At 61.8% G+C, this 13,391-nt stretch carries 11 protein-coding genes, 1 tRNA gene and 2 pseudogenes; 7 read left to right on the top strand and 7 right to left on the bottom strand.

Going from position 1 to position 13,391, the window contains the following annotated elements:
* Positions 1-192 precede the first annotated feature (192 nt).
* Positions 193-1,854 carry a hypothetical protein gene (locus WA950_RS02980; RefSeq protein WP_424550188.1) on the top strand — a complete coding sequence of 554 codons (1,662 nt, stop codon included), beginning with the start codon at positions 193-195 and terminating at the stop codon, positions 1,852-1,854.
* Positions 1,855-1,931: 77 nt separating this feature from the next.
* Here the strand turns inward: WA950_RS02980 and rpsA are convergent, their stop codons facing one another.
* The 3 genes from rpsA to aroA form a co-directional block, all read right to left on the bottom strand.
* On the bottom strand, positions 1,932-3,638 hold the full coding sequence (rpsA, locus tag WA950_RS02975; protein WP_424550187.1) for a 30S ribosomal protein S1: 1,707 nt from the start codon (positions 3,636-3,638) through the stop codon (positions 1,932-1,934).
* 164 nt (positions 3,639-3,802) lie between these two features.
* A complete protein-coding gene (cmk, locus tag WA950_RS02970; RefSeq protein WP_424550186.1) occupies positions 3,803-4,438 on the bottom strand; it encodes a (d)CMP kinase in 636 nt (211 codons plus the stop codon).
* On the bottom strand, positions 4,438-5,805 hold the full coding sequence (gene aroA, locus WA950_RS02965; RefSeq protein ID WP_424550185.1) for a 3-phosphoshikimate 1-carboxyvinyltransferase: 1,368 nt from the start codon (positions 5,803-5,805) through the stop codon (positions 4,438-4,440). Before aroA ends, cmk begins: the two co-directional genes overlap by 1 nt.
* 275 nt (positions 5,806-6,080) lie before the next feature.
* On the opposite strand from aroA, the gene WA950_RS02960 reads away from it, so the two are divergent.
* From WA950_RS02960 to WA950_RS02950, 3 genes are all read left to right on the top strand, one after another.
* Entirely contained in the window at positions 6,081-6,470 is a 390-nt protein-coding gene (locus tag WA950_RS02960) for a TIGR02300 family protein (protein WP_424550184.1), read from the top strand.
* A gap of 145 nt (positions 6,471-6,615) precedes the next feature.
* Positions 6,616-6,691: transfer RNA gene (locus tag WA950_RS02955), tRNA-Ala, on the top strand.
* Between the two features lie 219 nt (positions 6,692-6,910).
* Entirely contained in the window at positions 6,911-8,695 is a 1,785-nt protein-coding gene (locus WA950_RS02950) for a DUF4365 domain-containing protein (RefSeq protein WP_424550183.1), read from the top strand.
* A 92-nt stretch (positions 8,696-8,787) separates the two neighbouring features.
* Here the strand turns inward: WA950_RS02950 and WA950_RS02945 are convergent.
* The 3 genes and pseudogenes from WA950_RS02945 to WA950_RS02935 all read right to left on the bottom strand — a co-directional run.
* Positions 8,788-9,093 (bottom strand): annotated as a pseudogene (locus WA950_RS02945) (recombinase family protein); the annotation flags it as partial.
* 286 nt (positions 9,094-9,379) lie between these two features.
* Positions 9,380-9,574, bottom strand: a pseudogene (locus WA950_RS02940) (DUF6538 domain-containing protein); the annotation flags it as partial.
* Positions 9,575-9,741: 167 nt separating this feature from the next.
* Positions 9,742-10,059 carry a DUF2934 domain-containing protein gene (locus WA950_RS02935; protein ID WP_424550233.1) on the bottom strand — a complete coding sequence of 106 codons (318 nt, stop codon included), beginning with the start codon at positions 10,057-10,059 and terminating at the stop codon, positions 9,742-9,744.
* Between the two features lie 87 nt (positions 10,060-10,146).
* On the opposite strand from WA950_RS02935, the gene WA950_RS02930 reads away from it, so the two are divergent.
* Both WA950_RS02930 and WA950_RS02925 read left to right on the top strand, forming a co-directional pair.
* Positions 10,147-11,316, top strand: coding sequence for a TMEM43 family protein (locus tag WA950_RS02930; RefSeq protein ID WP_424550182.1), 1,170 nt, complete (start codon positions 10,147-10,149; stop codon positions 11,314-11,316).
* Between the two features lie 25 nt (positions 11,317-11,341).
* Positions 11,342-12,133 carry a YdcF family protein gene (locus WA950_RS02925; RefSeq protein WP_424550181.1) on the top strand — a complete coding sequence of 264 codons (792 nt, stop codon included), beginning with the start codon at positions 11,342-11,344 and terminating at the stop codon, positions 12,131-12,133.
* 1 nt (position 12,134) lies between these two features.
* Here WA950_RS02925 and WA950_RS02920 read toward each other — a convergent pair whose 3' ends face one another.
* A complete protein-coding gene (locus WA950_RS02920) occupies positions 12,135-12,608 on the bottom strand; it encodes a hypothetical protein (RefSeq protein ID WP_424550180.1) in 474 nt (157 codons plus the stop codon).
* A 144-nt stretch (positions 12,609-12,752) separates the two neighbouring features.
* Between WA950_RS02920 and WA950_RS02915 the strand changes: the two genes are divergently transcribed.
* The gene (locus WA950_RS02915; RefSeq protein WP_424550179.1) at positions 12,753-13,388 is read left to right on the top strand and encodes a trimeric intracellular cation channel family protein; all 636 of its coding nucleotides are present in this window, start codon (positions 12,753-12,755) and stop codon (positions 13,386-13,388) included.
* The last annotated feature ends 3 nt before the right edge of the window (positions 13,389-13,391 follow it).

The raw sequence follows: 13,391 nt of genomic DNA, 5'->3' as shown, positions 1-13,391 counted from the left end.
TTCCCGTCCGGCACAGTTCGCAGTCCAGTGCTTTGCCGGTCTACCCTGCCGCCTCTCGCATGACTGCCGGTTCAACGGACCGAAAGCTCATCACCTTGCAGCGTCGCGCATGATGCGCCATCCGACGGACGATGGAACATTGGCAGGCCTTGCGATGCGGATGGCATCGGCGATGACGGACAGGAGGCGGGCATGCTGCAGCGTGTGGCAACGACGAGCGGGATAATGCAGCCCCTCCCCCAGGCGAGCGTTTCTGCCGATGCCGCCGCCAGGCCGCAATTGTCCGCCGCCGCGCTCGCCAATCTCAAGGCCGAGGTGCTGCTACGTCTCATCGAGACCATGCTGAAGCACATGCCGCGCACGACAGAGGCCACAGCAGGCCGCGACCTGCTCGAAACGCTGCTTTCCGCGTTGAAGACCATGCCCGGCCGGGAGGGCGAAAACGCCCGCAAGCTCGCCGACATCATCGCCAAGCTGCCGCCGGAGCTTCGCCCGAGCGTCGAAAAACTCATCGGCACCGTACTCTCTGCCATGTCGACACGCAGCCTCATCGAGATCGTGCGCAATCCGAACGGGCCGGAAGCCCTGAAACTCGCCCATATGCTGGCGACCAATCTCGACCTCGACGGCCCTCCCACCACAGGCGCGGAGCGCCAGCTAAGGCCGGTCGGACTGACCGCCCAGCAGCTTGCCGCCGTTGGCCGCCACGGCACGCAGCAGGCCGTGCAGACGGCGCAGATGCTGGGCGACGCCCGTCTTCTCCAGACCACGCTGAAGCGTATCTTCGATCTCGACGGCAACAGCAAGCCGCGCGCGCTGCCCGGCCAGACCGCAGAGGGCGGCGCGGACCGCCAGGCATCGGCCGGCGCGATCCGTTCGCTGACCGGCGCAAGACTGCCGGCCGAAGCGCAGTTCCCGGCACAGGCCGCCAAGGCGAGCAGCCAGCAGCCCGTGGAAGCGCCCCGGGCGGCGCTCCGCCACAATGGCAATGCCGAGGACGTACAGGTTGCGACATCGAAGCGCGATGCGCTGCCCGAAAGGATGCAGGGCGCCAATGCCGCCGGACAGGCGCTGGCCCGCACCGTGCTGGAAGCCGTCGCGCGCGACGTTTCCCCCGCTGTCCTGATGCGCGCGGTCGCCCATCTGGCCGCAAACCTCTCGCCCGAGGAAGCCACCTTCCTTCGCACGCTGCTCGAACGCCCGTTCGATCCGGCAATGGAAGATGAACTGGCGCTGATCGTGCGCGAACAGATCGAAGACGGCGCGGAAGAAGGCGGCGATACCCAGGCCGCGGCGCGGCTCCGCAAGGCGGGTCCGCAGGCAGCCCAGCCGCTCGCGTTGCACGGTGCCGTCGCGGACGGGGACGAGGCGCTGCCATTGCCCCAGGCGAAAGACGCGGCCCAGCTCGCCGCCGCCCAGGCTGGCAAGCTGGGCACCGACACCACCTCGCCGTCATCGCTCCTGCAGCAACCGGCAACGGAACGAGCCGAGGCGCTGCCGCTGCCGCAGGCGCGGGACGCAACGCTGCTCGCTGCCGATGCGACGCCCGAGAAGCTGCTTGCGACAACCGTGCTGCGCGAGGGCGTGCCGCTTGCCTTCGTGCCCTACCTGCCGGCCGAGGAGGATGTCGTCTGGCCGGATTCCCGCGAGGCGGAAAAGGACGAGGCAGCGGACGACGACCAGACGGGCGAGGAAGGCGGCGAGCCGGCGGACGACGACCCGGACCACGAACCCGTCGAGGAAGAGCCCGAGACCGCCGACATGGCGCGCCGGCGCGAGAAGGCGGCAGAGATGGTCGGCGTCATGGAACCCGGCCTCGTCTTCTATCAGAAGCTCGGCGACTACTGGACCTGACAGCCTGAAAATCTCGCAACGAAAAAAGCCCGCGGAGATCGCTCTCCGCGGGCTTCTTGGTTTCAAGCAAGCAAGGCTTACTCGGCGTTGTTGCGGTTCTTCAAAGCCGCGCCGAGGATGTCGCCGAGCGAAGCGCCGGAGTCGGACGAACCGAACTGTGCGACTGCTTCCTTCTCTTCAGCGATTTCGAGCGCCTTGATCGAAAGCTGGATCTTGCGATCCTTCTTCGAGAAGCTCAGGACGCGGGCGTCGATGGTCTGGCCGACCGAGAAACGCTCCGGACGCTGTTCGTCACGGTCACGCGACAGATCGTTGCGGCGGATGAACGCCGTGAGATCTTCGTGGTTGACGAGCTTCACTTCGATGCCGCCATCGTTGATTGCGATGACTTCAGCCGAAACAACGGCGTTCTTGCGCAGGTCGCCGGACGTGGCAGCATCGCCAACCGCATCGCGGCCGAGCTGCTTGATGCCGAGCGAGATGCGCTCCTTGTCGACGTCCACATCCAGAACGACTGCCTTGACGACGTCGCCCTTGTTGAACTCTTCGATGACCTGCTCGCCCGGACGGTTCCAGTCGAGGTCCGAAAGGTGCACCATGCCGTCCACGTCGCCTTCGAGGCCGATGAACAGACCGAACTCGGTCTTGTTCTTGACTTCGCCTTCGACTTCCGTGCCAGCCGGGTGGCTGTGCGCGAATGCCTGCCACGGGTTCTCGAGAGTCTGCTTGAGACCGAGCGAGATGCGGCGCTTCGTCGGGTCGACTTCGAGAACGACCACGTCGACTTCCTGGCTCGTGGACAGGATCTTGCCGGGGTGAACGTTCTTCTTCGTCCAGGACATTTCGGAGATGTGGATCAGGCCTTCGATGCCCGGCTCCAGCTCGACGAACGCACCGTAGTCGGTGATGTTTGTAACCGTACCGGAGATCTTCTTGCCGGTCGGGTACTTCGTGCCGATGCCATCCCACGGATCCGACTCGAGCTGCTTCATGCCGAGCGAGATGCGGTGAGTTTCCTGGTTGATGCGGATGATCTGAACCTTGACCTGCTGGCCAATGGACAGGATTTCCGACGGATGGTTGACGCGGCGCCAGGCCATGTCGGTGACGTGCAGCAGGCCGTCGATGCCGCCGAGGTCAACGAACGCACCGTAATCGGTGATGTTCTTGACGACGCCGTCAACAACCTGGCCTTCTTCGAGGTTCTGAACGATTTCAGAACGCTGCTCGGCACGGGACTCTTCGAGGACCGTACGGCGCGAGACAACGATGTTGCCGCGACGCTTGTCCATCTTGAGGATTTCGAAGGGCTGCGGGTTGTGCATGAGCGGCGTGACGTCGCGGATCGGACGGATGTCGACCTGCGAACGCGGCAGGAAGGCAACGGCGCCGTCGAGATCGACGGTGAAGCCACCCTTGACCTGGTTGAAGATGACGCCTTCGACGCGCTCGCCAGCTTCGAACTTGACTTCGAGCTTGGCCCAGCTCTCTTCGCGGCGAGCCTTTTCGCGCGAAAGAACGGCTTCGCCAAGCGCGTTTTCGATGCGCTCGACATAGACTTCGACTTCGTCGCCGACCTTCAGCGTGCCGTCCTTCGACTTCGCGCCGAATTCCTTCAGCGGAACGCGACCTTCGACCTTGAGGCCGACGTCGACGATGGCGACGTCCTTTTCGATCGCCGTAACGATACCCTTGGCAACATAGCCTTCGGCGAGATCGTTAGAGGCGAAGGATTCCTGCAGAAGGGCTGCGAAATCTTCGCGCGTGGGGTTTGCTTGAGACATTGAAACTCCTGGTGTGCTTCTTGAGCACGGGCGCCGGGGGTTAGTGTTGATGAAGAGCAAAACAATGTCCGCTGCCCTTGGGCAGCAAATCCGGCGCGGGGACAGACTTTGCTCTTATATTGTGCAACTCCGGACGGAAAACCGCTTCCGCGGCTTTCCAGGAATTACGATCGCTTAAGCGCGGCGTCGATGAACGATTTTGCCGTCGAAAACGCCGCCTCTATACTCATTTCCGACGTATCGAGCAAGTGCGCATCGTCAGCCGGCTTCAGCGGACTGTCGGCACGGCCCATATCGCGCTCGTCGCGCCGGCGGATATCATCGAGAATCGTCTCGAAATCGGCCACGCCGCCGCCGGCAAGGATTTCATCGTGGCGGCGCCTGGCGCGCACTTCCGGGGAAGCCGTCACATAGAGCTTCACCGCCGCAGCCGGGCAGACGACCGTTCCGATATCGCGCCCGTCAAGCACCGTGCCGGGCTCGCGCGCCGCAAAGCCGCGCTGCGCCTCGACCAGCGCGCGGCGCACGGACGGCATGACCGCGATCCTGGATGCCGCCTCGCCGATGGCATGGGCGGAAAGGATCGAGCGGTCGAGACCGGCAAGATCAAGGTTCCGCGCCACTTCAGCGGCAACGGCCTCGTCGTCGAGCGGCAGACCGCGATCGAGGAGCGCCTTGGCCGTTGCGCGGTAGGTCAGGCCCGTATCGAGATGATGGAAGCCGTATTGTTCGGCAATGCGGCGCGACAGCGTGCCCTTGCCGGCAGCAGCGGGACCATCGATGGCGATCGTGAATGTCATCAGCCGGCCTTTACGTCGGAAAGTTCGATCTTCGCGCCAAGCCCGGTCATCAGGCTCATGAATTCGGGGAAGCTCGTGGCGATCATGGTGGCGTCGTCCACCGTCACGGGATGTTCCGAAACCAGCCCCATGACGAGGAAGCTCATGGCGATGCGGTGGTCGAGATAGGTTGCAACGGCGCTGCCTGCGGCATTGCCCAGGCCCTTGCCATCCGGGCGCCCGCGCACGACGAGCGAGGTTTCGCCCTCGTCGCAATCGACGCCATTGAGCTTCAGGCCGTCCGCAACGGCCGAAAGACGGTCGCTTTCCTTGACGCGCAGTTCCTCGAGCCCGTTCATGACGGTGGCGCCCTCGGCAAAGGCGGCTGCGACCGCAAGCACCGGATATTCGTCGATCATCGACGGCGCACGATCTTCCGGCACCGTCACGCCCTTCAGCGCGGAGGAGCGCACGCGCAGGTCCGCCACGTCCTCGCCGCCGGCAAGGCGCGCATTGAGGATCTCGATGTCAGCGCCCATTTCCTGCAGCGTCAGGATGAGGCCGGTGCGGGTGGGGTTCATCAAGACGTTGAGGATCGTGACATCAGAGCCCGGCACCAGCAGCGCGGCGACCAGCGGGAAGGCCGTCGAGGACGGATCACCCGGCACGTCGATGACCTGGCCCGTCAGCTTGCCGCGGCCTTCGAGCCGGATCGTGCGCACGCCGTCCGCATCGGTCTCAACGGTGAGGTTGGCGCCAAAGCCCTGCAGCATCTTTTCGGTATGGTCGCGCGTCATGACCGGCTCGATGACCGTGGTGATGCCCGGCGTGTTGAGGCCGGCGAGCAGGACGGCCGACTTGACCTGCGCCGAGGCCATCGGCACGCGATAGGTGATCGGCGTCGGGGATTTCGGCCCGCGCAGCGTCACGGGCAGGCGGTCGCCGTCGGCGGACGTCACCTGCACGCCCATTTCGCGCAGCGGATTGAGGACGCGGCCCATCGGGCGGCTGGTCAGCGACGCGTCGCCGATGAAGGTGGAGGCGAAATCATAGACGCCGACGAGGCCCATAGTGAGGCGGCAGCCGGTGCCGGCATTGCCGAAATCCAGCGGCGCCTCGGGCGCCAGCAGCGCGCCATTGCCGACTCCGTTGATGATCCAGGTGTCGCCTTCCTTGCGGATCTTGGCGCCCATGGCCTGCATCGCCTTGCCCGTATTGATGACGTCCTCGCCCTCGAGCAGGCCCGTGATGCGCGTCTCGCCGCTGGCAAGGCCACCGAACATGAAGGAGCGGTGCGAAATCGACTTGTCGCCAGGGATGCGAACGGTTCCGGACAGGCCGGAGGATTTGCGGGCAGTTGCGGGCCGTGCGCTGGCGCCGTGCGACATGGACGTCTTCCTTGTAATTCACGGCTCCCCGGCGGGATCGCCCGGGGAGAACGCGGGCTTGCTATCACAAACGATTTAAAGCGTCATCATCCTGTCGGAAACAATCCCGATTCGATCCATCTGCATGCATCCGAACGCCGGGAACCCATCCTCCACAAGTTAGGCTTTGACAGGATTGCGCAAGACGATTAAGGGGACCGGCTAATCATTTTCCCCTTCAACGCGCCGGAATTCCGGCCACGCCGGAAACGAACGGCACCTTAGAGGTTTTGACAGTGGTAAAACCGGAACTCGGAACAAAACGCATCGATCCGGAAACGGGCAAGAAGTTCTACGACCTGAACCGCGATCCGATCGTTTCCCCTTATACGGGCAAGTCCTATCCGCTCTCCTTCTTCGAGGAAACCTCGGCGGCGGCGATCCTTGAAAAGGAAGAGGAAGAGGATCCCAACGAAGTCGATACGGAGAACACGGAAGTCGAACTCGTATCGCTCGAAGAGGCCGACGAGGACGCAGCAGGCGGCGACGACCTGCCGGATCTCGGCGACGACGACGTTGAAATCGACGGCGACGACGACGACACGTTCCTGGAGCAGGACGAAGACGACGACGATGACGACATGAGCGACCTCATCGGCGTCACCGGTGACGAAGACGAAGCATAAGAGTTTGATTTTCCGGCCGGTTTAAAAAAAATCGGCCGGATTTCATTTTACGGCTTGCTATCTCCGGGGACCGCAAGTAATAAGCCGCTCATCGAACGGCAACGCCGCTTCGGTTCCCGGAAACCGGCCTCGCCGGACCCGTTATGGGGCTATAGCTCAGCTGGGAGAGCGCTTGCATGGCATGCAAGAGGTCAGCGGTTCGATCCCGCTTAGCTCCACCAAACCTGACAAATTTCATTTTATTGATCTGATTTTATTTTCGAATTAGCGGCAGCTAAAACGATCTGCGTACCCATCCGCGTACCCAACTTGCGCACCCTGTCCATAAAGTCCTAGTTTCAAATATGGGTTACGGGGAACCTCTCTTCTTGGTCGAGTCGACGCGCTCCCCGGCAATCTAAATTTGAACAAGCCCTTCCAACACTGATGTGGGGACTGCCGTGCCGAAGCGAACTCGATCTCACGAACTAGAAGACGAGTCGTTCGACCGCTTCAAAGTCGCATTACCCAAGAGATGGGTTTGCCGTGAGAAGGATCGCGATTATGGCGTCGATCTGGAAGTGGAGATATTCGATGATGCAGGCTGTGCGACGGGCTTAATGTTCTACGTGCAGCTGAAGGCTACTGACGATGCCGCACTCGAGCGAAAAGTGATCATTCAAGTTGACCGCCTAGATTATCTTGCCGCACTCGGAATGCCTTCAATTATTGTCAGATACTGCGCGAGCACCGAGCGTATGTTCTGGACATGGAATTTCAATGCAATCCGAAAAGCCAAACCCGACGCAGAAACGGTCACCGTTTCATTCGAGACTGAATGGCTATCGGGAACCCCCATTACAATCGAAGGCACTCTAATAAAGCTTCGTAGACTCAGGGAAGCAAATCGAAACGAAAAATTCCCGTTGTCTGGTAGCTATAATTTGCCATTTGGAAAACAACTTGTCGCGGAAGCGGCATTATCTTCTGCCGTCAATGGCCTGTCATTCTTTATTTCCACAAACCATTCTTCGTCAGAACTCCATCTTACCGCTTCTTTTACGGAAGATGAATTGGTTATTGCTCTTGATCCAATCGGCTTCCTCGCAATTCCTATCCCACGCTTCCGGCGCGAGGATGTCTCGCAGCTTTTGGCATTCGGACTGGTGGCAGTGTTGGAACGAATGGCTTTTCATGAGCGTGCGGCTACTGCCGCTCGTCTATGCCTCGGTTTTGATTTGATTTCCGATAGCGTGTCTCGCGAGCTTGCACACATCGCTTGCCTGACCCTCAAGGCGACCCCAATTGAGGCTGCTGAGTTGGCAATCAAGTGTGGGCTCCACACTCAACAGGACCACGCGTACGCGATATTTGTCACTGATTTGCAGCTATCCGGTGCGGGTCGCGGCGCCATTGCTGAAGCTTTGGACAGGTTTCTCAGGGCCGCCGCAAGTGCGCATGTCGGCTCATCCAAAGCAGCCGCGCTGTACTCACTCGGCAACGTGTATGCGAACAATGGACAGTACGCGAGAGCGATCGCTGCCTTCAATGCAGCCCGTAAAGCTTGGAAGAGATACCTCGCCGCGCCATACTTCCTAAACGAAATAGGCGGCGCATGTTTTCTTGCTCGAAAATTTCGATGCGCAACGGCAGCTTACCGTGCGGCTCTTGAGCTTGAATACGACGAAAATATCGCCTTCTGCTTAGCAGACTCGCTTTTGTTTTCAGGGGCTTTTGACGAGTCCGTAAGGGTGATGGCGCACATTATCGCAAGCGACGAGGACACTCGCGCAAGTGAGGCACGCCTCAAGGTTAGGATTGCGCGTTGGCTATCCGAATTGAAATTGGATCACCCATCGATTGACGTGAGTGTGTTTTCAGAATTGGCTGGGGCCGCCGAAACTTCCAATGATCATGAGACGCGGTACTTGGCGGCATTGATGGTTGCCTTCATTCTGTATTCAAATGCAACCTGCTGGTCATATGCCATCCAAGCCAGCCTAACTTGCTGCCAAACTGACGAAATTCTAGACGTCCTAGTTTGCGCAAACCTAGCTCAAGGCGTTGACCCATACGCTATCTGCCGTGAGCTCCTGCTGGAGCTTGTAGATACTGAAAATGAACTCAAGGAGATTGATGCGCTGGCGATTCGAGCAGGAGAAATCGTCAAGGACAGAGGGAAGACGCCCTATCGAGCACGGCTACTAAACGATGACGGATCGATTGCCGCTGTTGGTGAGTTTTGAAACTATTACCCTGCCTCCAAGTGCACCATGCGGTCGGTATAGGTGGAAAAATGTGGGGAGGGGCACGAACGGGATTTCTCAGCCATCGCCCATCAGGAGCTTCGCAGGATGCGAAACACGCTGGACCGGCTCATCTTCAATTGAGCAGCGATCTCATCCGGTTTGGTCCCCTCAGCCTTTAGGCGGATGACGTCTTCGCTCTTGCGCCGCGCCGTAGGTGCTCGGCCTTGATACCTGCCTTCGGCCTTGGCCTTGGCAATCCCTTCCCGCTGGCGCTCCAGCATCAATTCCCGCTCGAACTGCGCGATGGAAGCAAGAAGGTTCAGCATGAGCTTGCCGTGCGGAGTGCCAGTGTCCAAGTTCAGCGCAAGAACCCGCAGTTCCACGCCCTTTGACGCGCAGGTGCGACTGATAGCGTTGCCGGTGTGCATCTATCGGCGTTCGCTGGCCTGTTGCGATCCCGGCGAAGAGCTTGCCCTCGCTCTCCCTCGCAGCTTCATAGACGGCCTCCCCCTGCCTGTCAGTGGCCACGGCTTTGCCGATAATCTCCTCGACGCGATGCATGATGTAGGCGTCCAAGCCTTCCTCTTCATCTTCAGTCGTCGCGGACCTGCAGAGCGCCGCCAACTTCGCCGCTTCCTTGCGGAGGTCCTGCGGGTTCCCTTGGGGATTTCGTGCGACCTCTATCCGGCCCTGCAACTCAGCCACCACAGCCCACTTCTGCCGATTGGCTTCCGTCAGGCTGTCGGTTTCGAGAGTGTGCTTGAGCTTGGAAGCCCCCAAAGTTGCCCTGAGGTCTCGGGGAACCGCCACGACAACGCGCCATTTCGCGCCGTGTTGCTCAAGGTATCGCTTGTCGCTTTTTGCTGGTCTTGCCACTTCAAATCGTCCGGTGCGTACCCAATTACGTACCCAAGGCGACCCTTGGAACTCATTGGTTACACTTAACTATTTGAAACGAAAAGCACAACACCCCTTGGTTTTCGTACCCCGCTTAGCTCCACCAAACCTTCCCTTCAGGCAGAACAGATAGACGGCGACCGGTTTTACGGCTGTTCGCGCGTACCGGGGGCGGCCTCGCGTTGGTCGGCGTCTTCCAGGTCGGTTTTCACGATGAAGGCGTCGTTGTGCTGGCGGACGGCTTCGCGCAGCGCGGCAAGGTTCGGCACATCGTCGCCCTCGATCTCGCCGTTGCCCCGATCTATCTCGCGCTCCGCCTGATACCAGTGGTCATCGGGCTTGCCTTCCGGCGCCCCTTCCTGCTGCCAGAGTGCGTAGGCGCGCTTGCGGATTTTGTCTTCGCGTTCGTCGGTCATGGACGTGCTCCCATTCCTGTGCCCGACAAACGGACAGTCCTGCCGAATGTTCCCTGCTTGCGCAGTTCAGGGACCGCGAATAAGCATGGCTTCTCAGGCGTCTCACGCATGGACGCAGGCTTGTCGGGGGACAATATGAGCTTTACGGAAACGACGACCACCTCCTGGTTCTCCAGGCTGAAGGGCGCGCTAATCAAGATCGTCGTCGGCTTCATCCTGCTGATCGCCTGCATCTGGCTGCTCTTCTGGAACGAAGGCCGCTCCGTGAAGACCTATCGCGCGCTCGTCGAAGGTGCGGGCCTCGTCGTCTCCGTGGACAATGGCAATGTCGATCCGGTCAATGACGGCAAGCTCGTGCATGTTTCCGGGCCCGTGAAGCCGGTCGGCGTGCCGCAGGACGATGTGCTCGGCATTTCGGCGGAGGGCGCGGCCGGCCTCGAGCGCATAGTCGAGATGTACCAGTGGGTCGAAACCTCGAAATCCGAGACGCGCAAGCAACTCGGCGGCAGCGAGGAGACCGTCACCACCTACTCCTATCACAAGGAATGGAAGCGCAACGAAGTCGGCTCCGGTAGCTTCCGCCAGTCGGGCCACGACAATCCGCAAAAGCCGATCAACGACGCGAGCTTTGCCGTTCCCTCCGCGACGATCGGCGCCTACAGCATCGACGGCCGCGCGGTCGCCCGGCTCGGTGAAGAACGCCCCGTGCCGCTCACCGCCGTCGAGGCCAACCGCCTCGGCGAGGCCGTCACGCTCGGCAAGCCCGTCTCGACGATTGGCGGCCAGGCCGTCTTCTCTTTCGATCCGCAGGACCCGCAGGTCGGCGACATCCGCATCCGCTTCGAACGTTCCGACATTGCGGAGGCAAGCTTTATCGGCGCGCAGCGCGGCACGGGCCTGACGCCCTACAAGACGACGAACGGCCGCGATCTCTTCCTCAGCGATGCCGGCCTCGTCGATGCTGCCGCCATGTTCGATGCGGCGCAGAGCGAGAACACGATCATCACCTGGCTCATCCGGGTCGGCGGGCTCTTCGGCATCTTCGTCGGCTTCGCCTTCATCCTGTCGATCCTCGGGGTGATTGCCGATATCGTGCCCTTCGTCGGCTCGATCGTGCGCTTCGGCACGACGGCGATCGCACTCATCTTCACCCTCCTGATCGGACCGGCCGTCATCGCCATCGCCTGGATCGCCTACCGCCCGTTCATCGCCATTGCGGTTCTGGCCGCCGGCGTTGCGCTGGCGGCGGGCATCCTCTATCTGCGGCGCGGCAAGACGGCGGCCCCGGTTCCGGCGCGGGCATGACGACAATGACGAGGGCAAGCAGCGCGTGACCTTCTATATTTCGAAGATCTTCTGGCTGGTTGCCCAGCCGCTATCGCTCGCCCTGCTGCTGCTGCTGGCCGGCCTTCTGGCCGGACTGTTGAAATGGAACCGCGTCCGGACCTTCGCGAGCGTGGCCGCAGCGCTCTTGCTGTTCGTGACGCTTTTCACCTCGACCGGCTCAGTGCTGCTGCAGTCGCTGGAAGACCGCTTTGCCCGCGCCACGCTTCCTGCGGGCGGGCCGGCCTGCATCATCACACTCGGCGGCGGCTTCGAAACGGAGATCATCGCGGCGCGTGGAGGCTTCGAGATGACCCAGGCCGGAGACCGCTTCATCGAGACCCTGCGGCTCGCGCAGCAGTTTCCCCAGGCGCGCATCCTGATTTCCGGCGGCGACGGCTCGCTGAGGGGTACCTATGAGGGGGATGCGGTCGTGGGAACGCGGTTCTTCGAGACCTTTGGCGTCCCCGCCACCCGGGTCGTCCGCGATACCGAGTCACGCGATACATTCGAAAATGCCGCAAACACGCAGGACCTACTGAAGGAAAACGGCCTCGAGCGCTGCCTGCTGGTGACCTCGGCCTTCCACATGCCGCGCTCCGTCGGGCTTTTCCGCAAGCTCGGCCTCGAGGTACTGCCCTGGCCGACGGACTACCGCACGACCGGCCGCGCCAGCCTTGCGCTCGACCTCACCCAGCCCTCGACGAACAGCCAGCTGATGACGACGGCGGCGCGGGAATGGACGGGCCTGCTCTTCTACTATCTCGCCGGCCGGACGCACGCCTTCTTCCCGCAATAGTCTATTTTTTCGAGATCATCTCGAAACGGGCGCCGCGCACGCGAATGGTCATCGTGCAATAGTTGTCGTCGTCGCGCCCGCAGCTTGCGGCATTCGCCTTCAATTCCAGCACCATGTTGCCGAAGCGCTTCTTCATCTCGTAGCCGTAGAGATCGGCATTGGCGGCGCGGAAATAGCCGCCTTCGGCCACGCGGATGTAGAATTCGTGCGGGCAGCCGACATCGCCGCACAGGCCGCCCGGCACGCCATCGCAATTGACTGCGCCGAGATTGAAGATCGCGTCGACGAGGCGGTCATTGTTGAAATCGATATCGGCGGCAAAATCCTCGCCATAGACCGCCGTCTTGCAGCGCTGGGCAACTTCCGCCTGAACGGTGGCCAGCGCATCCGGCACGACCTCGGCCGCGCGGACCGGCATCGCGGTCGAAACGAGGGTGGCGCAGAGGAGCGCGAGGAAACTCATGCGGATGGCCATCTCTCGAACCTTTCCATGGCAAGCGATTCGGTCATTATGCGGCTGGACCGCGCCCGGCGCTGATTCTGCCGGCGCGCGCACTCTACTGCGGCATAGCTGTCGCGAAGCTTGGCCTGCGATGCGGGCCGGCAAAGGAGGGAAAACGTGCCGCTACTCGAACTGCTCGACTATACGGGCGTCGCGGTCTTTGCCGCGACCGGCGCCCTTTCTGCCTCGCGCAAGCAACTCGACATCATCGGCTTCCTGTTCCTGGCGGCAGCCACGGGCATCGGCGGCGGCACGTTCCGCGATGTGATCCTGGGTGCCACGCCCGTCTTCTGGGTGGTGAACCCGACCTATCTCATCGTCTGCATCGTCGTCGCGCTCGTCGTCTTCGTGCTCGCGCACCGCATCGAGTCACGCTACCGCCTGCTGCTCTGGCTCGACGCCATGGGCGTTTCGGCCTATTGCGTGATGGGCGCAGCCAAGGGATATGCCGCAACGGGCTCGCCGACCGTGGCCATCACGACAGGCGTGCTGACGGCGAGCTTCGGCGGCATCATCCGCGATCTTCTTGCAAACGAGCCCTCCGTACTGCTGCGGCCGGAGGTCTATGTCACGGCGGCGCTCATCGGCTCGGCGGCCTTCACCGCCGCGACGGTCGCCGGCGCGCCACTCTGGGCGGCGTCGGCCATCGGCATCGGCGCGGCCTTCATCGTGCGCGGCGGGGCCTTGCGATTCGGCTGGCGTTTTCCGATCTACAAGCCACGGCCCGGCCGTCATCCCGACGATGTGATGTAACGA

The organism is Shinella sp., assembly GCF_049651085.1.
Taxonomy (GTDB): domain Bacteria; phylum Pseudomonadota; class Alphaproteobacteria; order Rhizobiales; family Rhizobiaceae; genus Shinella.
This window is presented reverse-complemented; position numbering and strand designations above follow the sequence as displayed.